The organism is Paenibacillus lentus, from assembly GCF_003931855.1.
GTDB lineage: Bacteria > Bacillota > Bacilli > Paenibacillales > Paenibacillaceae > Fontibacillus > Fontibacillus lentus.
The window spans coordinates 4,962,937-4,986,338 of record NZ_CP034248.1; the positions used below are offsets into that span (position 1 = coordinate 4,962,937).

At 42.4% G+C, this 23,402-nt stretch carries 25 protein-coding genes; 3 read left to right on the forward strand and 22 right to left on the reverse strand.

Features of this window, described 5'->3' with window-relative positions; genetic code table 11:
* Positions 1-49: 49 nt before the first annotated feature.
* The 8 genes from EIM92_RS22345 to EIM92_RS22380 form a co-directional block, all read right to left on the reverse strand.
* The gene (locus tag EIM92_RS22345; RefSeq protein WP_125084731.1) at positions 50-1,843 is read right to left on the reverse strand and encodes a hypothetical protein; all 1,794 of its coding nucleotides are present in this window, start codon (positions 1,841-1,843) and stop codon (positions 50-52) included.
* Positions 1,844-1,868: 25 nt separating this feature from the next.
* The gene (locus EIM92_RS22350; RefSeq protein WP_125084732.1) at positions 1,869-2,570 is read right to left on the reverse strand and encodes a DUF4280 domain-containing protein; all 702 of its coding nucleotides are present in this window, start codon (positions 2,568-2,570) and stop codon (positions 1,869-1,871) included.
* A gap of 7 nt (positions 2,571-2,577) precedes the next feature.
* On the reverse strand, positions 2,578-3,096 hold the full coding sequence (locus tag EIM92_RS22355) for a hypothetical protein (protein WP_125084733.1): 519 nt from the start codon (positions 3,094-3,096) through the stop codon (positions 2,578-2,580).
* Positions 3,097-3,101: 5 nt separating this feature from the next.
* Positions 3,102-4,238, reverse strand: a complete 1,137-nt coding sequence (locus EIM92_RS22360) for a pentapeptide repeat-containing protein (protein WP_125084734.1) — start codon at positions 4,236-4,238, stop codon at positions 3,102-3,104.
* A 21-nt stretch (positions 4,239-4,259) separates the two neighbouring features.
* On the reverse strand, positions 4,260-5,807 hold the full coding sequence (locus EIM92_RS22365; protein WP_164515183.1) for a contractile injection system protein, VgrG/Pvc8 family: 1,548 nt from the start codon (positions 5,805-5,807) through the stop codon (positions 4,260-4,262).
* Between the two features lie 58 nt (positions 5,808-5,865).
* Positions 5,866-6,642: a DNA and RNA helicase gene (locus EIM92_RS22370; protein WP_125084736.1), complete on the reverse strand. Its 777-nt coding sequence runs from the start codon at positions 6,640-6,642 to the stop codon at positions 5,866-5,868.
* Positions 6,643-6,710: 68 nt separating this feature from the next.
* Positions 6,711-7,181: an RDD family protein gene (locus tag EIM92_RS22375; protein WP_125084737.1), complete on the reverse strand. Its 471-nt coding sequence runs from the start codon at positions 7,179-7,181 to the stop codon at positions 6,711-6,713.
* A gap of 71 nt (positions 7,182-7,252) precedes the next feature.
* Positions 7,253-7,549 carry a DUF6809 family protein gene (locus tag EIM92_RS22380; protein WP_125084738.1) on the reverse strand — a complete coding sequence of 99 codons (297 nt, stop codon included), beginning with the start codon at positions 7,547-7,549 and terminating at the stop codon, positions 7,253-7,255.
* Between the two features lie 324 nt (positions 7,550-7,873).
* On the opposite strand from EIM92_RS22380, the gene EIM92_RS22385 reads away from it, so the two are divergent.
* Positions 7,874-8,080: a helix-turn-helix domain-containing protein gene (locus EIM92_RS22385; protein ID WP_125084739.1), complete on the forward strand. Its 207-nt coding sequence runs from the start codon at positions 7,874-7,876 to the stop codon at positions 8,078-8,080.
* 535 nt (positions 8,081-8,615) lie between these two features.
* Here EIM92_RS22385 and EIM92_RS22390 read toward each other — a convergent pair.
* The 3 genes from EIM92_RS22390 to EIM92_RS22400 all read right to left on the reverse strand — a co-directional run bounded on the left by EIM92_RS22390 (position 8,616) and on the right by EIM92_RS22400 (position 10,581).
* Positions 8,616-9,134, reverse strand: coding sequence for a hypothetical protein (locus tag EIM92_RS22390; RefSeq protein ID WP_125084740.1), 519 nt, complete (start codon positions 9,132-9,134; stop codon positions 8,616-8,618).
* 384 nt (positions 9,135-9,518) lie between these two features.
* Positions 9,519-10,040 carry a hypothetical protein gene (locus EIM92_RS22395; RefSeq protein WP_125084741.1) on the reverse strand — a complete coding sequence of 174 codons (522 nt, stop codon included), beginning with the start codon at positions 10,038-10,040 and terminating at the stop codon, positions 9,519-9,521.
* Position 10,041: 1 nt separating this feature from the next.
* Positions 10,042-10,581 carry a CdiA C-terminal domain-containing protein gene (locus EIM92_RS22400; RefSeq protein WP_211344400.1) on the reverse strand — a complete coding sequence of 180 codons (540 nt, stop codon included), beginning with the start codon at positions 10,579-10,581 and terminating at the stop codon, positions 10,042-10,044.
* Between the two features lie 296 nt (positions 10,582-10,877).
* On the opposite strand from EIM92_RS22400, the gene EIM92_RS22405 reads away from it, so the two are divergent.
* The gene (locus EIM92_RS22405; RefSeq protein ID WP_125081887.1) at positions 10,878-12,098 is read left to right on the forward strand and encodes an IS256 family transposase; all 1,221 of its coding nucleotides are present in this window, start codon (positions 10,878-10,880) and stop codon (positions 12,096-12,098) included.
* A 153-nt stretch (positions 12,099-12,251) separates the two neighbouring features.
* On the opposite strand, the gene EIM92_RS22410 is transcribed toward EIM92_RS22405, so the two are convergent.
* The 9 genes from EIM92_RS22410 to EIM92_RS22450 form a co-directional block, all read right to left on the reverse strand.
* Positions 12,252-12,743, reverse strand: coding sequence for a hypothetical protein (locus EIM92_RS22410; protein ID WP_125084742.1), 492 nt, complete (start codon positions 12,741-12,743; stop codon positions 12,252-12,254).
* A gap of 14 nt (positions 12,744-12,757) precedes the next feature.
* Complete coding sequence (locus EIM92_RS22415) at positions 12,758-15,718, reverse strand: hypothetical protein (protein WP_164515184.1); 2,961 nt, start codon at positions 15,716-15,718, stop codon at positions 12,758-12,760.
* 183 nt (positions 15,719-15,901) lie between these two features.
* A complete protein-coding gene (locus EIM92_RS22420; RefSeq protein ID WP_125084744.1) occupies positions 15,902-16,648 on the reverse strand; it encodes a DUF4280 domain-containing protein in 747 nt (248 codons plus the stop codon).
* On the reverse strand, positions 16,641-17,162 hold the full coding sequence (locus EIM92_RS22425) for a hypothetical protein (RefSeq protein ID WP_125084745.1): 522 nt from the start codon (positions 17,160-17,162) through the stop codon (positions 16,641-16,643). The genes EIM92_RS22420 and EIM92_RS22425 overlap by 8 nt, the downstream gene beginning before the upstream one ends.
* The gene (locus tag EIM92_RS22430; protein ID WP_125084746.1) at positions 17,149-18,312 is read right to left on the reverse strand and encodes a pentapeptide repeat-containing protein; all 1,164 of its coding nucleotides are present in this window, start codon (positions 18,310-18,312) and stop codon (positions 17,149-17,151) included. The genes EIM92_RS22425 and EIM92_RS22430 overlap by 14 nt, the downstream gene beginning before the upstream one ends.
* 20 nt (positions 18,313-18,332) lie before the next feature.
* Positions 18,333-19,856 (reverse strand): hypothetical protein, encoded by a 1,524-nt coding sequence (locus tag EIM92_RS22435; RefSeq protein ID WP_125084747.1) that lies wholly within the window; start codon positions 19,854-19,856, stop codon positions 18,333-18,335.
* 41 nt (positions 19,857-19,897) lie between these two features.
* Positions 19,898-20,674, reverse strand: coding sequence for a DNA and RNA helicase (locus tag EIM92_RS22440; RefSeq protein WP_125084748.1), 777 nt, complete (start codon positions 20,672-20,674; stop codon positions 19,898-19,900).
* A gap of 72 nt (positions 20,675-20,746) precedes the next feature.
* Positions 20,747-21,166 (reverse strand): RDD family protein, encoded by a 420-nt coding sequence (locus EIM92_RS22445; RefSeq protein WP_246021127.1) that lies wholly within the window; start codon positions 21,164-21,166, stop codon positions 20,747-20,749.
* A gap of 121 nt (positions 21,167-21,287) precedes the next feature.
* Positions 21,288-21,581, reverse strand: coding sequence for a DUF6809 family protein (locus EIM92_RS22450; RefSeq protein WP_125084749.1), 294 nt, complete (start codon positions 21,579-21,581; stop codon positions 21,288-21,290).
* A gap of 379 nt (positions 21,582-21,960) precedes the next feature.
* Here EIM92_RS22450 and EIM92_RS22455 point away from each other — a divergent pair, with 379 nt between their 5' ends.
* Positions 21,961-22,167, forward strand: a complete 207-nt coding sequence (locus tag EIM92_RS22455) for a helix-turn-helix domain-containing protein (protein WP_125084750.1) — start codon at positions 21,961-21,963, stop codon at positions 22,165-22,167.
* Positions 22,168-22,727: 560 nt separating this feature from the next.
* On the opposite strand, the gene EIM92_RS24425 is transcribed toward EIM92_RS22455, so the two are convergent.
* Together EIM92_RS24425 and EIM92_RS23815 are read right to left on the reverse strand one after the other, a co-directional pair.
* Positions 22,728-22,958, reverse strand: a complete 231-nt coding sequence (locus EIM92_RS24425) for a hypothetical protein (protein WP_246021129.1) — start codon at positions 22,956-22,958, stop codon at positions 22,728-22,730.
* A gap of 13 nt (positions 22,959-22,971) precedes the next feature.
* Complete coding sequence (locus EIM92_RS23815; protein ID WP_164515185.1) at positions 22,972-23,124, reverse strand: Smg family protein; 153 nt, start codon at positions 23,122-23,124, stop codon at positions 22,972-22,974.
* Positions 23,125-23,402: the final 278 nt, after the last annotated feature.

Here is a 23,402-nt window from a genome sequence, read left to right on the forward strand (position 1 = left end):
CATGGATTACTTGGCTGCTGAGGAGCCGCCTTCTTGCCACTTCGTATATCTATGTAGTTTTGATAGAACTCTGCATATTCTTGCTGTTCTTTGGCTCTTTCCTTCTTTGATTTGTCTTCCTGCTCTGGGGGGGGGGTAGAACCTTTTCTTGGTATCGTTTCTTTAACTCTTTATTTCCTAACCCTCTTAGCGACTCTTTGGCATCGTTTCTAGTTGCAGGATCTCTGAAACGCGCAGTAGCATCGTCCTTAATTTTTTGATTGCCTTCCTCCGTCCAACTCGGCATAATATGCGTGCCCGCCGGAACACTTTTCATGGCTTCGGCTCTTTGCTGTATAACTTTAAGGAATTCATTATCCACATACAACTTCTCAAGCTCTTCATCCGTAAGCATGTCCAGAAAGTCCATCTCAACCTTCTCGAAATTCACTTTCTTCCCTTTAATCCCTATATACTCCGGCCGGATTTCCATGTAATGCTCCGTGTTCGTGAAGAAGGTAATCGTCTCATTAGCCACGAGCTTGATATGCTCCGGCATATTTTGGCCGCCTAGCTCGATTTCATCAGACGCTACTACGAGAATTGATTCCGTAGCGTTTAATGAAATATCGTTCCCATCCAGAGTTAAACTGACGGTATTCTTCTCGAATAACACCCCGTCTTCGCCAAGTTCCATTTTCGCCTCTCCAGGCATGTGAAACACCTTTGTCGTCGGCTTCTGGAAGACGGTGCGCGACTTCATCTCTTCGCTTCTACCCCGTACCGAATTGATGGCAATCGCCTTTTTCTCCGTTCCCTCTGGAAAATAAACTTTGATGCGCGCCCCTTCCTCCGGCATACAGTGGAAGATGTTGTTGCCTTCCGGCGAATACGGGAACCACCAATTTCCTCGTTCGTCATGGTCATGGTCAATGTCTAAATGTACCTTAACCATGTTGTTACCGCGTTTCATAACGCGTCCTTCAAGGGCAACTCCCTGGATGGCACGATTCGTTCTTACCTTACGACGAAGCGCTGCGCGCTGTACGAGTACATATTCATAATAGATTAAGCCAGACTCATAGGTAATCACGGACTCCGTAACCACCCACATCTGTCCCTTAAAGGAAACGTTGTCCCCTACTTGGCAGTACTGGTTCGTATGTACCCGGTAACTAACAAAGTCGGATTCCCCCAAGGGTGAATTTGTATCCGAATTTGCTTGAATATCAAGGAAATTCTCCCGATCTTTAATGATCGAATAATGATGGGATCGGATAACTTTACCCCAAGAGAAATCAGGTACACCAAAATAAACCCGAGGCGCATCCATGACTACATCAGGAAGGATTACCGTACCGATCCGCGATGCCAACCTTTTTAAAAACTGCCAATTCGTCTCTTCATACTGCACAATGAGCTGACCGATCGTCGCTTCAGGTGACGTCGCTTCGTTCTGGGCATCCCCTCCGGGATACAGGTTGGCAATCTGCCGAATCAAATCCGTATAAGTCAGGTATTTGTTCTGAAAAGAACGACTCTCCAAATGGCGATCCATTTCATAGGTTCGCGACAGACCTTCTATGGTCACATGCGGAATACCATCTTCCATCTGAATATCGATATTGGAGATTCCGCCTGCAAACAGGTAGTCATTCCCCTGCTCGGTAGATTTACGAATAAGCAAGCTATCTCGGTATGTCCCATTTCTTAAGCATAAGTCGGCTTGCTCCTCCGACATGGTCGTTGAAATATAACAACGGGCATGATCATTAAATTTGCGAACAATCCGGAAACTACGGACAGTTGATAGATCATATGGCAATTCAATTTGAAAACCATCTATATCACGCCATAATTTCATGTTAACTGCCTCCTTTCTTAAGATATTATCTTTCTAGAAATTCGGGAGGCGTTGGTTCCATTCCGTTAGTTAAGATCTGAATCTTTCCCCCATATTTGCAAGTTAAGCATGATTTTGTGGTAAGAGCCGGTACTCCATCGATCATGACATTGGAGCTTCCGTTGTCCCACTCCACCCCTTCCGAAAGTTTGGCTAAGCTCGACATGATATCTACAAGATTAGGGAATCTGTTCACTCCCTCGTCAAATCCTATTGGTCCTGTCTTTAAGTGGGGAATCAATTTAGGAACACATGGGAAAATTTTATATTGTTCTTCAGAAGGAGGCATAACCTTGGTATCTGGATCGTAGTTGTATATATAATTTGGACCCGAATTTCCTGTCGCCTCATGGGCTATTTTCATAGGATTTTGCAAACTCCGGCAAAAGCCAAAAGAATAAAAGTTCCCGTCCATCTCCCCTTTAAGATTTTCAATGGGGTATCCCCCCCAAATACCAGGCTCCGAGCTTGACGTTACGCAATCCTTTACGGTCATCATCTTATTTTGGTTAATATACACGCCGTTTGGTTCAAGCTGATTTAGCACTTCTTCATGGGTTCCCATCGTACAATACATGTAGGCTCCTCGAGTTACATAGGTTTCCTTTTTGCTTTCCGCCCTCCAAGGGGCGTTCATTAATTCACTTATCGTGCTTTGTTTTAAAAAGCTCGTGTAGATTTTATCCACTTTTCATTCACCTGCCATTAATAAGAATTCGTCTTACGTTTAAGCCATACAAGCTTGTCCGCAGCATTCCTTCCGCCACATCAAGTCGTACAACCAAGTAGGATTTGCGGTAATAATTCAGCTTGAACATGCTTAAGCCCTCAATAAGCTTTTCATCTACCGTAAAATGATCTATTTTCTCTGAATCCTCAGCATTGTTCTTGACATATTCTTGGTTACTACAAGGTACTTCCGTGAACTTTGGAAAATAATAATGTATCTGGCCATTACGCGCCATATCTATCACAATGACCTTCTTATGAGCTAAACCGCGCTCATATCGGTTCAGAATTTGGTATACTTCATCAGAAACAAGTAAGTCAGGCTTCTCCAAAATGCATCCATATTCCAATGCCTTAGACGAATCGACAAATACAACTTCCTCATCTTTGGCGAACTCATAACCCTGCTTCATTTGCTCTGAAAAAGTGATCATCCCATCCAAGCTGCCCAGCCTACGATCCTGCTCCAGGATAAAATATTCCAATCTGCTCACTCCTCTACCCAAACGATTGATTGCCGCTGGCTCTCAGATAGTGAGACTAGAGATTGATCGCGGCTTAACATCGTGCTTCCCGCCAGATCTGCTCCGGTAAAATCAGTTCCCTCCAGCAGAGCCCCTCTAAAATCACCAGCAATAACCGCATTTTGAAAACTCGCTGCTCGCAAATTAGCGCCTTGGAATTGGACGCCATGAATGCCAAACATGAGTCCATAGTTTTCGTTCATAACGTCACGGCCACCGGTAATTTCATCAAAACAAGCTCGCTCCAGGTTGCATTCTCGAAAGGAAGCATCGAACATGACGCTGCCGTAAAAATCAACTTCTGAGCAATCACACGATTCGAATTTGCTGTTTAATAAATAGCTGCTCTGTAAATGACTGCCTGAAAGCCTAACTCTCTCAAGTCTCGTGAAATTGAGCTGAATCCCCTCGTAATTGCCATTAGAAATATCTACATCCGCAATATGTTCATAGACATATTCATGTTCCATCTTTTTATCTAACCACTGTTTACAGGCAGTCGATGATTTTTGCCGGCTGTTGCAGCAATAAACGGATTCGCATAATTCAATGTCCCCGTACTCGCCTACACAGATTTCGAATTGCGTATCCTTAGCAAGCTCCTGGTAAGAGGGGAGGCTAATTAAACGATCCACAGCATGCCGCACGGCATGAACCATATACACGTGAAATGGGTCCACTTGTTCCCTTCTCCAGTAATCCAATGATTGCGGCGGAATAATTCCCATATACTCCTTCCGTTTGTTCTCACAAGCTTGACTCCAGTCATTAAAATAGTCATGAACCCACCTTGCCTCATATCTATAAGGTGAAATCTTAGTACTACCTAAAGTTTCGTGATCAAAAACTTCCAGCATATACTCCGCATGCCCCTCAAAAAGTCGGGTACGCAGCAATGATATTTTAATAACGCAGCATTTTTTCAATAGATCGAGGTTTTGCAGTTGAACAGCATACTGAAAGAATTCATCCATGATCGGGACTATGTCCGCTGCAATTTGATCCTTCTCCCGGCCAAAAAAATCATGCAAAGCTCTAATCTGTTCGTTTCTATATTTCAAAGCTTCCTGTGTGAATTGCTCCCATGCTTCAATCCGATTCATCACGACCTCCCGCAAAACAAATTATTCATCCATTAGAATTTCAACGCCTTTTAACTTAACTTGTCCTTGGTCAATCGTTATACCGGCCTTACCTTCCTTCGTAGACATATCGATTTGATTCCCAAGGAGCAGGATCGAATCAGACACCATCTCAATCTGCTTCCCGGTCTGAAGCTTTATCTTGCTGTTGCTGTTCAAAATAATCGTTCCTTCGTTGGTTAACGTGATGGACGCCCCGTTCTGAGCCCCAACGATCGTAATCTTGTCTTCCTCGAACATGATTTTCTGGCCTGTCTTGGTCAGGAAGAACTTCGTATCTGGGTTACGCATCAGATCTTCCTTCATATCTGCATCATAGTGAATAACAGGCTGCAGCATTTCCTGTTTGACCACTGTCGTGGTGGTATGGCTGCCTCCAGCATTCTGACCTCCGCTCTTCTGACCGCCTCCCCCTGCTTCGGAATCCTGAGGAAGCTTCTTCCGTACACTGCTGAGTGCGATACCTTCTGCCTCATTTGCACTTGGAAAATAAATACGTACATCATCGCCCATCTCCGGCATGACATACCACCCCGTCTGATCCTCCGAGGCATACATGGTCGAATAAGGAAACAGATAAGCGGTCTGTTGGTTCCAATCTTGATCGTATTCCAGCTTCACCTTGACCTCGTCACGAACCACAACAGCGACATTGCCTTGAATCGAGGCACCGATAATTTTGGTATTATAGACTCTCCGTTGATATCCGGCTCTTGGCAAGCAAAGTGTATATGTATGAGTTAGAACACCACGAGACATTTCAGTAAATACTTCAAACACGTGAAGCTGCTGATTTTTAAACGTGACTCTATCTCCCAATTCCAGCTCCTGATCCAATACAACCTCATAGCAGATGAAATCCTGCTCACTGAGACCGGACTCTTTAGGCTCTCCCGCATTCTTAAAAGCAAGCAAATCTTTGTACACCCGATAATGGGTCGCCTCAATTTGCCCTCGGTCGCTATGGTCAGGGATGCCAAGATAGAAACAAATGCTGTCGCGCGAAGCAATGGGAACAAGAGGAGCATGATACCAAGACGCCAAGCGCTTTAAGAACTGCCAGTCCGTCTCCTGATATTGCAATGTGAATCCACCTAGCGTACGCTGCTCAGACAACGTATTTCCGATATAAGCCCTCGGGTAAGGTTCGGCGATATGCCTCATCACTTGTTCAATCTGCTGCGATTTATCCTGAAAAGCACGGTTCTCCAGCTTAATATCCATGGCATACGTATGAGACACAGCCTCTGCCTCCAGCCAATAGACTTCCCGCTCTACCTTAATGTGCAGCTTGAGCACCATCCCGTGAAACAGCGTCTTTTTTGCGCTATTCTCATCGTAGTAGAGTAGTTCAACGGGGGTTTGCTCGTTCGCCATTCCCAAATATTGCTCTTCCATCTCTTCAGGAATAATGCCGCTGAAGGTTAATCTGGCATGATCATTTAACTTTTTCACCAGCTTCACGTCGTGCAGCTTCATCTCAAACGGAGCAATTTTCAAGGTATCATACGCAACGATCAAGTTTGCCATATACTTCATCTCCTTTGCTTACTTCTTTTCCTCGATTTGCAAATGCAAACTACCTTCCCTAATCCACAATCACCCGCTGGCTGCCGCCCGGAGTCATGCCGAGCCTGCCGCCACCGCCGCCGCGGACACCGTCCAAGATGCGGCTCAGATACTTGTGGATTTCCACATTCGTGTACTCCCTGCTGCTCATCCCGAGACGGCTGGTCATATAGTGCAAAATGACGTCCCGAGCGAGGGTTCCCTCGTTCATGCACATCATTGCAAACATGAAGTCCTGCGGATCGCCGCTTCCCTTGCGCGTCATTTCCTCCGCAAAGCAGCGGAGGACGACCGGGGACAAGGTACTTTTGCCGTAAGCCGCGTAGCGGACATGCAGGACATTCACGGTATTAAATTCAGTCGCCAGATCCCGGAAGCCCTGGTAGTCCTGGCGCAGCCGCGCGCCTTCCTTGAGCTTGAAGCGGCATAATTCCAGTTCGGAATCAGCCACCTCCAGCTGCTCATCAATCACGATCTCGCTGCGATACGTCCGCCAGTCGCTGTCCTCGTCACCAGCATGGAAACGAACCTTCAACGCAGCCTCCCGTCCCGTGGCGCGGTACTTGATGCTTACAGCATCTTTTAGCAAATATAGCCGCCCTTGATGCTTGACGATGCCGGGATGGACGATCAAGGAGTCTGCTCCGACCTCAACATGGGCACCCGAAATAATGCCGTCCGTATATTCGTGATAGTAGACATCCACAAATTCGCGGGGGAAATCCCGCAGATTTTCCAGCATCCCCGTCTTTAGAATCCGGCCCTTCTCAAACTTTGGTGCGATATGGTTAAACATTGCCTTCCCTCCTTCCGGCTGTGACGTTTGTACGACTCATCCTGTAATGTTCTTGAGCAGATGACCTATCAAGCTTGCTGCCCCTGCATATGAACGCCGTTCAAATACAGTTCAGGATTTCCTTTACTCAGCTCAAGTACTTTTTTATCAACGACATAGGTTTTTGCAATAATATCGTGAAGAGCCTGCTTCCTCTGGGTAAAGGCAGCCATGATATAACCGACATAGATCGTTAACATCGAGATTATCCGGCTCCAAAATCTTCCGCTAGCCCGCAAAAACGTTACACGCTCATAATTTTGATCCACGACAATGATGCCAAGCGCCTTTTTCCCAAAAGTCCCTTGCAGTTTGGAAGACTCCAATATTGCATAATACAGCCAAGGCAACAATATAGCGCTGCCCTTTTCAGCAAAACGACAAATACTGCGCCGTCCTCTCTCGAAGCCCAGTAAGTTAAATCCTGCTCCATTCCGACTATGCCAAGTTCTTCCCTCGCCTCGCGGAACACCTCCATCCGGCACCACGTTATTCCACATGAAAAAAAGCCTGTCCCTACTAAACAAAGTAGGAACAAGCTATTAGTACACCGTTATTGTTAATATTGTAATTACTGCTTTATATCCTGCAAAAGGTCTTCCTTAGCTGTATATACCTCCATCATAATTAATGCCCCAAGCTGAAATCCATTTATGAAAGTATTTGTTGCATATATCGACTCCGACTGATTGCGTAAATCGAGCATCGCTTCAAGTTGGTTGAAATCTTCGGAAGATAATTTCTCTTTCCACAATTCCATAGCCTCGGATAGCCTTCTGCTTATGCTACGATACTCAGGATTTTTTGGAACGACCTGCTCCTCCGGGCGGATATCGCCATAAAATAAGGCTTCGAGCATGCTTTTCATTCTTATCCTCCTTTCATATGGACTCAATACCTTGAAAGAACACATAATAGATTAAATGTGCAGTCTGCCCTTAGGCAATTGCGTTGAGACAGTGGCGAGTTCTTTTGCCATAGACATCGCTTCTTTTTTACTCACGACTATCCAACTTCCCGGTACTCCGCCTGACTCGTTTTTCGTTTATACTCAGTCATATCCGATTACAAATCACTCCCCTCTTATAATTACGAAATAATTTATAATTCCGCTATTTCGTAATGTCAATATTGCGTTATTGCGTCATACATCAATTTATTCTATGATTAATCGTTAGAGGGGGAGTGTTTTATGCATCTGACTATTCGGTTGAGTGAAATTTTAAAGGAACGTGGGATGACACAAAAGCAACTTTCAGAACTTACAGGTATACGACCTGCAGCAATTAGCGAAATCTGTAACAACCAAAGAACCTCAATAAATCGTGAACATATTGAAAAAATTGCTGAGTGCCTTGGAATACAGGATGTTAGAGATATTATCCGCCTTGAAAAATAAACTACTGCTTTAATTATCAGGCCGCCCGGATATAAGCGTCTAAATGGTTTTCACGATAATTCTTTATGCACTACTCCAAGAACGCCAGAACGCTTGAAAAAGCTTTCTGTGCATTATCAAAGCTATGAACCGTCCAACGAGCAGGGGAAGAGGTTGGAGGGAACTCTAATTATTTTCCTTAAGTAAAGCTCTCAATGCAGAGGTTTATTATTTCAGCGAGCTCTTTGTCCAAATAGCTGTCGCTTTGTCAGTTAAAGGAAAGAAATAAAGGTAATATATATCCGCGATTCTGTCCCCTATCGTGGCAACGTATTTTATAGTTTGGAGATATTTTAAAGAACATGACTAGACGAAGGTAATAAAAAACAGGTGTCTTTTTAACAGCCGCCCCTTGTATGTTTATATTGTTAGCAAATAGCGGCGGATAAAAAACAAACCACAACACGGACGGCTAGCTCGCATTGTGGCGTTGTTGGTTGTAATAGGATAATTTACAAACCCTGATGTCATTCTACATACAAAAGTAATTTACCTTCTATTCCCCTCTATCTTTAAAAAAATCTTCTTCTTCATAAGGATAATTCAATAGTTCTAGATTTTCTTCAGTCAAATACCATGTCCTATAATCTAAGTTACTATTAATTAACAAACGGCCCTTAACTCTTTTCAATAGAGGATACGTGGTGTCATCCTCAACAACCAAATCTAGATTGTTTAACCGCAATAGTTTTCCAATGACTTCGAGTAGTTTTACCCATCCGATATCAATAGTACGCGCTTTAAATTGAATACTAATAAAGACATTTGTATCTACACCATACGCTTCAAGATTCGCCTTCCGATAACGTTCTATGTATTCATCCTCTTCATCTAAATTAATACTTAGAGAAAAATAAGTGCAACTAATACTCACTTGTTGAGCATCAGACCAATCACTTACTTCCGCTTCATAATTTATTAATTCTACAAATAATACTTCGAATATCATATCGTAAAGCAACTTTCTCAAGTCTTCTCTGGGAAAATCAGAACCAACAGATAGCCAAAAATCCATTTACTCATACCTCCAGTACGTTCTAGTTACTTGACGACCTTCAATGATCAATAGTTCATTTAAATGTTTAAATTCCTCCCATTCTGGTCCAGTTCGAGGAATCTTTTCAGCACAATTCTTTACTCGTCCCTAGGTTGTAAACTTAAACAGGGAATTATGAAGGTGGCAACTATTCTACGATTGTTAACTGACGAGCAAGATATGTGAGTTCATTCCGCACTGAATGAGGTTTTTTTGAACAACCGCGCTTTGGTTACTTGAGATAAGCGGCAAATGAAAAAGAATACCACAATGGGCAGTTAGCTCGCATTGTGGCGTTGTTGGTTAAAGTAAAGGAAATTTACAAACTCTGATGTCTTTCTACAAGCAATGATGAATTACCTTCTATTCTCCTCTATCTTTAAAAAAGTCTTCTTCTTCATAAGGGTAATTCAATAGTTCCAGATTTTCTTTAGTCAAATACCATGTCCGATAGTTATCTAAATTAATATTTATAAGTAAACTCCCTTTAATTCTTTTTAATAATGGATATGAGGTATGATCCTCAACCACCATATCTTGATTGTTTAACTGCAATAACTTCTCAATTATTTCAAGGAATTTAAGCCATCCAATTTCGAAGTTACGCGATATAAATTGAATACTAATACGAACATTTGTATCCACACCATGATCTTCAAGATTCATTTCTCGAAAACGTTCTATATATTCATCCTCATCATCTAAATTAATACTCATGGAAAAATATGTACAGCCAATGCTCACGGTTTGAGTATTGGACCAATCCCATACTTCTGCCTCATAATTAATTAATTCCACAAAAAATACATTGCATAACATATCGTAGAGCAGTTTCCCCAATTCTTCTCTAGGCAAATTAGAACCAACTGATAACCTAAAGTCCATCTTACTCAAACCTCCAGTACGCTCTAGTTACTTGACGACCTTCAATAATTAGGAGTTCATTTAGGTATTTTAAATCCTTGTGTGTTTGACTAATTAGATTTTCAATAAGTTCAGCCCTTTTTTCAACAGGGTAATCATTTAAGTTTAACACTATTCGCCTAGCTTGTTCAGTAGTTTTATCTCTGAGTGTATCAAGAATGTTTCGTAGACTCGTACTTGTATTAGGGGCATAACAATCAAATACTTGCCCCTCTATTATGAAGTCTGGACTTTTTTTAGGAGCTATTCCATACCCGTTTCCATTGTCAAATTCGTCAAGCATTATTATACGATATCGTTGTTCTGCAAGTATATCAGCAGCTTCATTTTGCCTCGTTAATCCTCTATCACCTTTTGGTGGAATTTTAGCATAATTCCCCTCTGGTTTCCCACCTTTAGGTAATGATGGCTTAGTGATTACGGCATTTGGTCTGATTTTAGGTGTATAAGGAATATATTTAGGAGGATGTAGGTAGTACTCAGAACTAGTTTTCCAGTCCACATCTTATCGCCATATTTGGAACGGAAATACTCATCCCATTGTGATAATTAAAGCTGCATGCATACTTGTATTGTTTGGATATAGCGGCGGATAAAAAACAAACCACAACACGGGCGGTAGCTCGCATTGTGGTATTGTTGGTTATAAAGTTTCAGCGAAGTATCTAGAGATTTGTTTCATAGAGTATTCTTGTTTGGGAAAGGCGTATTCTGATTAAGTATTGAGAGTCTGTAAAATAGTTTGTGTAAACTCCAAAACCTATTAAAATGGAACTAATAGAAAGGTTGGGAGAATACATGGGACTTTGGACGAAACAACAGTTGCGCGACTTCATTAAAGAGAATAATCTGGTAACGGCACAGGATGCTCAAAACGCATTAAAGAACCTGTTTGCAGAAACAATCCAGGAGATGCTCGAAGCGGAGATGGAAACACATCTGGGCTATGCCAAGCACGACATCACGGCGAAAGCGACGTCAAACAGCCGTAATGGCAAAAGCAAGAAAACTGTCGTCAGTGAGTATGGTGAGCAAGAAATAATCGTACCCCGTGATCGCTTGGGCGAGTTTGAACCGCTTGTGGTGAAGAAGCATCAGTCCAATGTCACAGGCATTGAGGAACAGATCATTGCGCTTTACGCGAAGGGCGTCAGCACGCGTGAAATTCAAGATCATCTACAGCAGTTGTATGGCATCGAAGTCTCCCCGACACTGATCTCGAACGTGACGAACAAGGTTATCCCTATGGTTAAGGAATGGCAAAATCGGCCGCTACAGAGCGTATATGCCGTTGTCTTTCTCGACGCCATTCATTTCAAAGTGAAGCAAGACGGAGCTATTGTCAACAAGGCGGCTTACATGGTCATCGGCATCGATCTGGACGGGAATAAAGACGTCCTAGGCATGTGGATTGGCGAAAACGAGTCGGCCAAGTTCTGGCTCAATGTCTTGAACGAGTTAAAAAACCGCGGCGTACAAGACATTCTCATTACGTGTGTCGATAATCTAACCGGTTTCTCGCAAGCGATAAGCGCTTGTTATCCCGCTACAGAGATTCAGAAGTGCATCATCCATCAAATCCGTAATTCAACGCGCTACGTGTCCTACAAGGACTTGAAGAAGGTGACTGCCGATCTGAAGCCGATCTACAAAGCAGCAACCGAAGAAGCGGCGCTTGTGGAGCTAGATCGCTTTGAGGAGGAGTGGGGCAAAAAGTATCCTCTGATCGTCCGTTCTTGGCGCAACAACTGGAGCGAGCTCGCTACATTCTTCAAGTACCCGCCGGAAATTCGCAAGTTGATCTACACCACGAACATGATCGAGAGTTATCACCGTCAACTGCGCAAAGTGACGAAAGGCAAAAGCATCTTTCCGAGCGACGAGGCTCTCCTTAAAATGCTGTATTTATCCACAATGGACGTTGTACGGAAATGGACGGGCCGTGTTCAGAACTGGGGACAAATGCTGCTACAGTTTTCGGTTTTCTTCCCTGATCGCGTGGGTCAGCACTTGAGGTAGGGGGGCGGAGTCCCCCTCTAAGCATCACCCTCTACATTCGTTTACACAAAATTCTTGACAGACCCTATTCTGATTAAGTATTGACGTTAAATTTAACATGATAATTTTTTACATAATCTTTATCTTCTGACTAATTATTCTCATCTTAAAACCTTATAAGTCTAAGTCTATATGAGAAATAACCTTCCCATCAATAGTTTTTTGTGTAATTCGAATTAACTCTTTATTATCATCATATTCATAATATTCAACCATTGTCGGTTCATAATTGTTTTTCGGGTTTAGTGAAACTTCTTTAATTTCATTTCCCATCATATCATAATAAGTTTCACGAACGAAATTCAATTTCCCATTTTTAAACAAATGTCCTCTAACTTTATATCCTTCACTTGTAATTTCATGTACTCCCATAAAATCTGCTGATGCATTTCCATACTCTTTTAAATGCTTTTCTAGAAGTTCCTCAAAATTTATATCACTATTCTCGTATGTTACTACCTTTACTTTTCCATTTATTATTAGTTCTGTTTTTATTAGTTCATTGTTATTAGTATAGTATTCTTTGCTATATTCCTCATGTGTGTCAACACTCTCTTCGTTTATGAATTCCCCAATATCATTCCTATATTTTATTATATAACCCATTTTTATACCTCTTCCTAATTTATATATGGATACAGATCAAACTCCGAACCTTTTACAACAATAGATAAGTCAAACGGACTTTCGGTCAAATTCGTATGCTCAATTAGTTCATATAATTGTTGATTGAATGAAATATCATCTTCAATTCTATTAAAATAAAACGAATTAATTCTTCCTGATTCAACTTGCTTTTCTAAATCTCTAAGCAGCTTTTTTCTTGTAGATGGTTTCTTTATTCGATCTTTTAATCCTTCAACTATTTCGCTATATAACTTGTCAAACTCTTCTTTTTTAACAACAATAGCTATATCAACATCATTTGCATTAGGAGTTCTAACACTAGAACCTTGTATACGAATGTCATTTGTTGATATATTATACTTTTTCAACAAATCATTTAAATCGCCTTTAAATGATATATAATCTCCTATTGAATCAAATTTATATGGAAATTTACGTTTCATCACCACATTTACGTAGTTTTCCATTTGCTTAATTAATTCCTCGGCATTTATAGGTTTTTTTACCCTCGATGCTGTAAACATTAAATCTTCAATTGTTCTATCATCAAGCCCAAGTGCTTTACCTGAATTTATGATATCACTAATTTCTTTATCTTTAAATCTCAATTCAAATTGCTCATCGAATTCAATTCTTTTATTCAACCTATTAATAATATCTTCAAAATTCTTTTCTCTTTTTGCCACCTCATTCAAAAACCTAATACGACTCGCATCCGTTGCTGAATCCAACAATTTGGTCACGCCATGCTTGGCAAGAAGGGATAGATTAGCTGCAGCTAAAAACAGGCCTAGTTTATCAAGATCAGATTGATTTAATCCTAGCACCTCGGGATCGGTATAACCATACCCTTTCCCTAAATCGTCCAATTTCTCCAAGCTTACATACATTTGTCCTGCGGACCATAATACGTCCCCAACTATAAGTGACCAGATAATAATGGATGTTCCTGCGGACGGGATCGAAGCGACAGCCGCAATGAGCCCCGTTACCGCACCAAAAACCCCCATGAGTACGGAGCCATATTGACCCGCAATAACAATTCGCTCAAAATTGAATCGAGAGTAATATAACATTTCAGTCACGTTTTTACTGAAGTATTTCGTTAGCTCATCCTGTCCTTCTGCATCATTTGCAAAAAATCCGGATTGTTGCATTTCGCCAAAAACCTGTAAATACTGGTTAAAGGCTTCTGTGCGTTCCTCGTCGGTTTCGGCATTCTGCGCACGATAGGAGGCGCTCATGAGCTTATGGGTCTGACTATACCTTGTAACGTAGCTATTTTTGATTTTTGCCAGTTCTTCTTCACTTTTCTCTTCTGGTTTCGTCGCATTATCCTGCGGCTTTCCCCGAGTTAGGTACTTCACCTGCAGTTCATTCTGGTCTTTTTCTCCTAAACGAGCTTTCGCATTTTTGATGGCATGAGGGTCTTCATTCACTCTATCTCTTAACCCTGCCTTAATTTCTTCCCCGTTTACTTCAACTCGGACTAATTTGTTAGATGCCTTCTCCTTTTTCTCTTTCCACTTTTCTTGGTATATTTCTTGAACCAGAGCTTTATCCTGCTCAAATAACTCCTCTACGTACAACTCCTTCAATTCATCTTCCGTCAGCATATCCACAAACGGGATATCGACTTTGTTAAAATCGATTTTCTTGCTGCGTATGGCCACAAAGGCATTTGAGATGACCATAAATTGATCCTCTAGTATTTGCATCGCGATCATATTCTTCGCCGTAAACTTTATGGATCTTGGGAGTCTGGCTGCCGATTTGCTCTGATTCCTATCCTTCTCTTCTGCTTTCTCCTTTTGACTGAGCAGTTCCAATTGGTTAGCCACAGTGAGCAGTAAATCCTCAGTCGCTTCAACCTGAATATTTCCGCCTTCCAGGTTAATTTTCACCGTATCCTTCTCGAATAATACGCCATCTTCACCCAGCTCCATCTTGGTGTTCCCTGGGATGTGAAACACTTTGGTGGTTGGCTTTTGAAAGACCGTCCGCGATATCATCTCTTCACTTGCGCCACGTGACGAGTTGATTGCAATAGCCTTTTTCTCGATGCCGCTTGGAAAATAGACCTTAATCTTCGCCCCCTCATCGGGCAAGCTATGAAAGATATTATTCCCTTCCGCAGAATACGGAAACCACCAATTCCCGGCTTCATCATGCTGATCGTCAATATCCAGATGGACCTTGACCATGTTATTCGCCCGGTTGACGACCCTTCCTTCCAAGGCTACGCCCTGAATCGCCTGATTCACCTTAGACTTTCGCCGGATAGCTTTTCTTTGTACTAATACATATTCATATTGAATACTTCCTTGCTCATATGTAATAACTGATTCATGAATAACCCAAATCTGCCGCTTAAAGCCGACGTTATCTCCAACTTGATAGTAGAGCTTGGACTTCACACGGTATTGAATACAATCGGCCATGAGCAGATGAAGCGTTGCATCGCCGGCTGCTTGCGATTGATAACTCAAATAACTTCCCATATCCTGCACCATGGTATAGCTATAAGCCTTCATATCCTTGCCCCACGAGTAATCAGGAACACCAAAATAAATTCTGGGTGCATCCATGACCAAATCCGGAAGAATAACCGTTCCAACTCGGGAAGCCAAACGCTTCATGAACTGCCAATTCGTCTCCTGGTACTGGACGATGAATTCACCAATGACGGCATCAGGATCCGTAGCTTCATTTTGCGCATCACCTTTGGGATGTCCTTGTACTAACTGCTTTATTACATGGGTGTAGGTAGCCCCCTTATTTTGAAAAGAACGGCTTTCGGGATGAATGTCAAGTTCATAGGAACGAGATATTCCTTCTACGACAACATAATAAATCCCGTCTTCAACGACCATCTCCAACTGATAAATTCCCCCGGCAAACCAGTACTCTTTACCGGCTTCATTTTCGTTTTGGATTAAAATCGTATCTTCCAAACTCCCCTGAAACAAGCACGCATGCGCCTGCTCTTCCGTCATTCGAACGGTAAAATAACAACGTGCATGGTCATTAAATTGATGGACAATCTTTAACCGCTCAATGCCTTGATGATCATAGGGCCATAGTACTTGGAAGCCGTCACCTTGATACCAAACTCCCCCCATTTTTATTCACCGTCCCTATCCCTGCTTTAAATTGTGCTCTACAAATTCAAAGGGCGGCATGTCCATCCCATTCGACAGAAAACCAATTTCCCCCCCGTAAGCACAAGTCAAGCAGGATTTACTTGTTAGTGCGGGTACTCCATTGATAAACAACGTCTCACTCCCATTTTTCCAGCGTAGTCCGTCAAAATAATCCATAATAGCGTCTTTTGCAGCCTCCGCCTTTTCGCCTCCCATTAACGATTGGGCCATCGCACTACCTTTCAGTGGATTGGCTGAGCTGGAAATAAGCTTAGGGACGCAAGGAAATGTCTTGTTTTCCAAATTGGGATTCGCACCTGATGGTGGCTGATCCGGATCAAAATCATACGAGAATTCCCGATGCATTACTGTCGGGTTATACGTCGTTTCATACAGTTTAGATGGATGCGCATCAGCCCTACAAAAACCAAACGAATGAATATTCCCATCGATCACCGTCCCCGGTTCCTCAAAACCATTATCGAGATAACTTCCTTCATGAGCTACGCTAGTCGATACTTTACAATCATTCACCGTCATAATCGGATTCTTATTGATATAAAAACCATTGACCTTAGGCTGATTTAATACATCCTCATGAGTCCCTTTCGTACAATACATAAAGGCTCCGCGCGTAATGTAAGTTTCTCTTTGCCGCCAATCGGTGTTCATTAATTCATCTACTAAAGATTTTTTCAACATTGTCCCAAATATCCCGGTATTCGGTAAACTTTCACTCATGTTCTACACCCGCTTCCGTTAAAATTCGTTGTATTTTTAATCCATATAAACTAGTTCGAAGCAATGCTTCGGCTACATCCAGACGTACAACCAGGGATGGCCGTATAAGGCTTTTAATTCTAAAAATCGGCTGATTCTCTACCGGTTCCTCATTAATCACCAGTTTCTTCACAAATCCTTTTTCAATCATGGAATGTGTTAATGAAATACAATCGATTTCAGGGAGATCCAACATATAATAGGTATCCTGGGAGTAAGTGCTCGGATTTAATACTTGAACGGTCTTGGATTTCATATCGGGTGCAAACCTGGAAAATATTTGGTGAATTTCGTCTGAGACAAGAAATACAGGATGCTCTATAATGCAGCTATATCCTTGTTTTCTTCCAGGCTTCACGACGGCCGTCTGAAAATCCTCGGCATGCTCGAATCCCTGAACCACCTGTTCTGGAAATGTGATACTGCCTCCAATCGCTTCAAGACGTTGATCATGCTCCAAACTAAAATACTCCAAGGCTATGCTCCTCCTCTTCTATCCATCGAATGCTCTGGCGTTGAGATTCATCTAAGGAAACCAAGTTCATATCACGCTTAAACATACAGCTTCCCGTCATATCCGCTCCCGAAAAATCCACTTCATTTAAAATGGCGCCTCTAAAATCTCCAGCCACTTGTGCGTTACGAAAGCTGGCATCGGTGAGGTTGGCTCCCTGGAACAACATTCCCCGTACTCCGAATACAACAGCATGCTGCTCGTTCATGAGATCACGGCTGGCGAGAATATGATCAAACCTTGCATTTTTCAGACTACAATGACGAAAATCCGCATCTATTAATACACTGTGCCGAAAATCAACCTGATCAGATGAACATCGTTCAAATCGCGTACCAAGCAAATAGCTGTTCTGCATGTTACTTCTGGTGAAATCAACATCCTCAAATCGCGCATAGTTTAAATTAATCCCTTGATAATTTCCGAGTGATAGATTTACCCCTGCGATGTGCTCATGAACATATTGATGCTCCAGCAAATTTTCCAGCCATCCTTTACAAGTGATCGATGACCGCATGATTTTATTCAACCGATACACAGATTCAGAGACGTTAGCATCACGATACTCGCCTACACGAATGTCAAATTGCTTTCCTTTCACCATATTTTGAAAAGAAGTAAGTTCCACCGCTTGATCCATTGCATAACGCACAGCATGCACCATATAAAGATGAAAGGGATTCACTTGCTCGTTCATCCAGGCTTCCAGTCCGCAAATTTCAACTTTCCCGGCATATTTACGACGCTGCTCCTCACAATGCTGCTGCCACTCGGCCATGTACTTGAATATCCATCCTGCCTGATAACGATATGATGTGGTTTGTGCACAATCTATAGTTTGCTCGTCGTAAGCTTCCAACATATAGACCGGCTCTCCGTCAAGAATGCTCGTCCTTAATAGCGAGATGCGAATTCCAAGGCATTCCTGCATCTTCTCATTCATCTGGTGCTGACAGACCTCATGGCACAACTGATCAAAAATAGGCAAGAACGTTTGCGTTATCTCATCTATATGCTCCAGGTAATAGCGATGCAGCTCCAGAATGTACTGTAATCGGTAAGGCAGGACATCTTCTCCGACAAAACGAGCCCACGCTTCTTGCTGGTTCATAGAAAACCGCCTCTTTCGCTTTATTTATCCATCAGTACTTCTACGCCCTTAATAAGCACTTGCCCTTCATCGATCTTTAAGCTTCCCAAGCCTTGTTCAGTACTCATCTCAATCTGGTTGGCTACCATCATAATCGTTTCTCCCATCATTTCAATTCGTCCGTTTGTTTGCAAAGTCAGCTTATTAGTACTGTCAAGTAAAATCGTTCCTGCATTTGTCAACGTAATGGATGCTCCCCCGCCGCTGGAAATCACAATTCGATCCGACTTAAAAGTGATTTTCTGACCTGTTGAAGTCAGTATATATTTTGTATCGGGATCAGCTTGCAAATCTTCCTTTGCCTCCTGATCATAATGAATGATCGGTTGAAGATTCTCTTGCTTAACGACGGTTGTATGAATTGTTCTTGTCTGTCCTTGTGATGAAGAATTTGAACCAGCCTCTTGTGGCAGCCTTTTCCGCACAGAACTAATAGCGATGCCATCTCCTTCCATGGCACTCGGGAAATTAATCCGTATATCATCGCCCACTTCCGGCATAGCATACCATCCCGTTTGATCTTCGGAAGCATACATCGTGGAATAAGGAAATAAATGAGCCTTTCCTAAGTTCCACTCATGGTCATAATCCAACTTTACCTTGACTTGGTCCCGTACTACTGCGGCTACTTTGCCTTGAATGGAAGCTCCAACTATTTTTGTGTTATATTGGATCTTTTGATAACCCGCTTTCCATTGACAGAGTACATAGGTATGAGTCAACACGCCGCGATTCATTTCCGTATTCACTTCAAACACATGAAGCTTTTGACTTTTAAAGGTCACTTGATCTCCAAGCTCCAGCACTTGATCCATGACGACCTCATAACAAATAAAATCTTGCTCCCTCAGCCCCGTTTGTTTAGGCTCACCTAAACTCTTAAACGTCTTCAAATCTTTATACACCCTATAATGGGTAGCCTCGATCTCTCCATAATCCTGATAATCCGGAATACCTAGATAGACAGCAATACTATCCCTCGAAGCTAACGTGATCAGAGGAGCATGATAGTGAGAAGCCATCCTCTTCATAAACTGCCAGTCCGTCTCCTGATATTGCAGTGTAAAATGACCTAACTCTTTCGGCTCAGAGTATGTGTTATTAATCATGGCATTATAAGGCGCGGAGACTTCCTTTAATACCTTTTCAATAGTCATCGTTTTATCCTGAAAAGCGCGGTTTACTAGCCCAATGTCCATATCATAGGAGTGGGATATCGCTTCGGCCTCCAGCCAATATATCCCTTTTTCCACCTTTACATGGAGTTTCAACACTTTACCATGGAACAGGGTTTTGTTATTGCCATTTTCGTCAACATGCATCAGTTCAACCACCGTTTGTTGGCTGGCCATCATGATGTACTGTTCTTCTTTTTCTTCAGGAATAATGCCTGTAAAGGTCAATCCACCATGGTCATTCACCCTTTTAATTAGCTTCACTTCGTGAATCCTCATTTCAAAAGGGGCAATTTTCAGAGTGTTGTAAGTGACCGAGGTTAATGCCATAAATTCCACTTCCTTTCACGTGAGTTATTTATATACCATCCCTAATCCACAATCACCCGCTGGCTACCGCCCGGGGTCATGCCCAGCCTGCCGCCACCGCCGCCGCGGACACCGTCCAAGATGCGGCTCAGATACTTGTGGATTTCCACATTCGTGTACTCCCTGCTGCTCATCCCGAGACGGCTGGTCATATAGTGCAAAATGACGTCCCGAGCGAGGGTTCCCTCGTTCATGCACATCATCGCAAACATGAAGTCCTGCGGATCGCCGCTTCCCTTGCGCGTCATTTCCTCTGCGAAGCAGCGCAGGATAACCGGGGACAAGGTGCTTTTGCCGTAAGCCGCGTAGCGGACATGCAGGACATTCACGGTATTAAATTCAGTCGCCAGATCCCGGAAGCCCTGGTAGTCCTGGCGCAGCCGCGCGCCTTCCTTGAGCTTGAAGCGGCATAATTCCAGTTCGGAATCAGCCACCTCCAGCTGCTCATCAATCACGATCTCGCTGCGATACGTCCGCCAGTCGCTGTCCTCGTCACCAGCATGAAAACGAACCTTCAACGCAGCCTCCCGTCCCGTGGCGCGGTACTTGATGCTTACAGCATCTTTTAGCAAATATAGCCGCCCTTGATGCTTGACGATGCCGGGATGGACGATCAAGGAGTCTGCTCCGACCTCAACATGGGCACCCGAAATAATGCCGTCCGTATATTCGTGATAGTAGACATCCACAAATTCGCGGGGGAAATCCCGCAGATTTTCCAGCATCGCCGTCTTTAGAATCCGGCCCTTCTCAAACTTCGGTGCGATATGGTTAAACATTGCCTTCCCTCCTTCCGGCTGTGACGTTTGTACGACTCTCCTGGTTAAAGCTCTGTCCCCACTCCTTGCACATCACACATGCTGGCCTTCCATATGAACTCCCTGCTGATCCACTGGAGGATAATATCTGCTCAGTTCGAGTCCTGCCTTATTTACGACATAAGTCTTTGCAATCAGATCGTGGAGGGCCTGCTTCTTCTTAGTAAAGGCGGCCATAATATAACCCACATGGAGCGTTAGATAGGATAGAATCCGGCTCCAAAACCTGCCACTCGCCCGTCCAAACGATACACGTTCGAAATTTTGATCTACAACAATAATGCCCAGTGCTTTTTTACCGAAGGTTCCCTGCAGCTTCGAAGACTCCAAAATCGCATAATACAACCAAGGCAGCAATATCCCGCTGGCCATTGTCAGCAAAACAACAAATACTGCACCGTCCTCTCTCGAAGCCCAGTACGTTAAATCCTGCTCCATTACGACTATGCCCAAGTTCCTTGAACGCCTCGCGGAACACCTCGATCCGCACGTTATTCCTCATGAAAAAAAGCCTGTTCCCTACTGAACGAGGTAGGAACAAGCTATTAGTACACCGTTATTGTTAATATTGTAATTACTTTATATCCTGCAGAAGGTCTTCCTTAGCCGTATATACCTCCATCATAACTAGTGCGCCAAGCTGAAACCCATTTATGAAAGTATTTGTGGCATATATCGACTCCGACTGACTGCGTAAATCGAGCATTGCTTCAAGTTGGTTGAAATCTTCGGAAGATAGTTTCTCTTTCCACAATTCCATACCTTCGGATAGCCTTCTGTTTATACTACGATACTCAGGATTTCTTGGAATGACCTGCTCTTCCGGGCGGATATCGCCATAAAATAAGGCTTCCAGCATACTTTTCATTTTTATCTTCCTTTCGTACTGGATTATACGTTAAAAGAACACATGATAAATTAAATGTGTAGTCTGCCCCTTAGGCAGCTGCGTTGGACAGTGGCGAGTTCTTTTGCCATAGACTTCGCTTCCCTTTTTACTCCCGATTATCCAACTTCCCGATACTCCGCCTGACAATCTCGTTTTTCGTAACCTTATCTTTGTGTCGAAACTCAGTAAAATCCACTAACATTTCATATCCTTTCCCCTCCCGTAATTACGTTATAACGTTATTTAGTAATTATAGCAATAAACCAATTATAATTCCGTTATTTCGTAATGTCAACATTGCGTTATTGCGTCATACATCAATTTATTCTATGATTAATCGTTAGAGGGGGAGTGTTTTATGCATCTGACTATTCGGTTGAGTGAAGTTTTAAAGGAACGTGGAATGACACAAAAGCAACTTTCAGAACTTACAGGCATCCGACCTGCGGCAATTAGCGAAATCTGCAACAACCAGAGAACCTCAATAAATCGTGAACATATTGAAAAAATTGCTGATTGCCTCGGCATTCACGATGTTAGAGATATTATCCGCCTTGAAAAATAAACTACTGCTTTAATTATCACGCCGCTCGGATATATGCTTCGTAGAGCCACCACGACAATTCATTTATGTACAAGAAATAACACCAGAACGCCTGAAAAGCTTTCTGTACATCCTCAAAGTCACTGAAAAACGCTACGGAGGGGCGGCAGAAGTTGCCGAGAATGGTATCTCCCAAAGAGAGATTGCCCAGAAAATGTGGGTTCTCAACTCTACTATTAACCATCTATGTTCTGATTCCTCTGATAGAGTTTATATTCGCACATGCTAAAAAGACTCATTCCTACTCCATAGTTCAAGTGGGAATGAGCTTTTGAAAGGTTTCAAAGGTTTGAATGTTTTATGTAGTGATCGTGTTGCCTGAGTTGTAAAGCTTCTTACTAATGGTTATTTTATAATGATTACATAAACCCTACTCTATTATACTAATGTAATCTTCGCTTTTAATTTCCTCATATTTAATTGTCATTCCCGGAGTTCCCTCTAAAAGCGAGGCAATATACCTAGTTATATCAATATCAATTTCATCAGCATCATCCGGTTCATTGTTACTTGGATGGGAATTAATTTCCAAAAAAATAACCCTTTTCCCCTCCATACCCTTTTATAGCTATTTCAAAACCTAAAATATTTGAGCTAATGTAAATTGCGGGAACTTCCTCATATATATAATCTTCCAGTCCTTCAAATGGTATATTTCCAGCAATTTTACTAGAAATAACTTTTGCTAAATCTACGATATTACTTTCTGAAATTACTGGTAAAGAACAAGAAAAGTACGGATACTTTTTCATGTTTAACACACTCCTAATCTATTATTTGATTACCCGACTTAATAATTTCCTCAAATTCCTTTTGAGTGTATATTCTAAATGTAAATTTATCAGGTCTCCCCTTTTTGTCCACCCTTCTTAAACCTTCTAAAAAGTCTTTAAGCGTTTTATCTATTTCTTTTTGCAAGCTTCTAATCTCTTTAATTTTTGTTCCTGCTCTCCAAGGGCAGGGCCATTTGTTGGGAACATCAACGTCCCCTAAGTAACTAACATATTTTTCCTCAAAAAAACCTTAACCACTTTCTGTTGTCTTTTTATCTATTGTCTTTTCGTATATGTATACAAAAAAAGACTTATTCCCCCCAATTGTTCAGGTTAGAACAAGCCTTTTATCATGTAATAGGTTAATCGAGTTATTTAGTTGACGCTCCCTCTATGAGAAGCCCCATTATGGTTCTACATACA

Coding starts and splice junctions, on each gene's coding strand:
- EIM92_RS22345 (WP_125084731.1), bottom strand. CDS start 1,843: ATGAAATTATGGCGTGATATAGATGGTTTTCAAATTGAATTGCCATAT.
- EIM92_RS22360 (WP_125084734.1), bottom strand. CDS start 4,238: ATGAATCGGATTGAAGCATGGGAGCAATTCACACAGGAAGCTTTGAAA.
- EIM92_RS22365 (WP_164515183.1), bottom strand. CDS start 5,807: ATGGCAAACTTGATCGTTGCGTATGATACCTTGAAAATTGCTCCGTTT.
- EIM92_RS22370 (WP_125084736.1), bottom strand. CDS start 6,642: ATGTTTAACCATATCGCACCAAAGTTTGAGAAGGGCCGGATTCTAAAG.
- EIM92_RS22375 (WP_125084737.1), bottom strand. CDS start 7,181: ATGTGGAATAACGTGGTGCCGGATGGAGGTGTTCCGCGAGGCGAGGGA.
- EIM92_RS22380 (WP_125084738.1), bottom strand. CDS start 7,549: ATGAAAAGCATGCTCGAAGCCTTATTTTATGGCGATATCCGCCCGGAG.
- EIM92_RS22385 (WP_125084739.1), top strand. CDS start 7,874: ATGCATCTGACTATTCGGTTGAGTGAAATTTTAAAGGAACGTGGGATG.
- EIM92_RS22390 (WP_125084740.1), bottom strand. CDS start 9,134: ATGGATTTTTGGCTATCTGTTGGTTCTGATTTTCCCAGAGAAGACTTG.
- EIM92_RS22395 (WP_125084741.1), bottom strand. CDS start 10,040: ATGGACTTTAGGTTATCAGTTGGTTCTAATTTGCCTAGAGAAGAATTG.
- EIM92_RS22405 (WP_125081887.1), top strand. CDS start 10,878: ATGGGACTTTGGACGAAACAACAGTTGCGCGACTTCATTAAAGAGAAT.
- EIM92_RS22410 (WP_125084742.1), bottom strand. CDS start 12,743: ATGGGTTATATAATAAAATATAGGAATGATATTGGGGAATTCATAAAC.
- EIM92_RS22420 (WP_125084744.1), bottom strand. CDS start 16,648: ATGAGTGAAAGTTTACCGAATACCGGGATATTTGGGACAATGTTGAAA.
- EIM92_RS22430 (WP_125084746.1), bottom strand. CDS start 18,312: ATGAACCAGCAAGAAGCGTGGGCTCGTTTTGTCGGAGAAGATGTCCTG.
- EIM92_RS22435 (WP_125084747.1), bottom strand. CDS start 19,856: ATGGCATTAACCTCGGTCACTTACAACACTCTGAAAATTGCCCCTTTT.
- EIM92_RS22440 (WP_125084748.1), bottom strand. CDS start 20,674: ATGTTTAACCATATCGCACCGAAGTTTGAGAAGGGCCGGATTCTAAAG.
- EIM92_RS22450 (WP_125084749.1), bottom strand. CDS start 21,581: ATGAAAAGTATGCTGGAAGCCTTATTTTATGGCGATATCCGCCCGGAA.
- EIM92_RS22455 (WP_125084750.1), top strand. CDS start 21,961: ATGCATCTGACTATTCGGTTGAGTGAAGTTTTAAAGGAACGTGGAATG.
- EIM92_RS24425 (WP_246021129.1), bottom strand. CDS start 22,958: ATGAAAAAGTATCCGTACTTTTCTTGTTCTTTACCAGTAATTTCAGAA.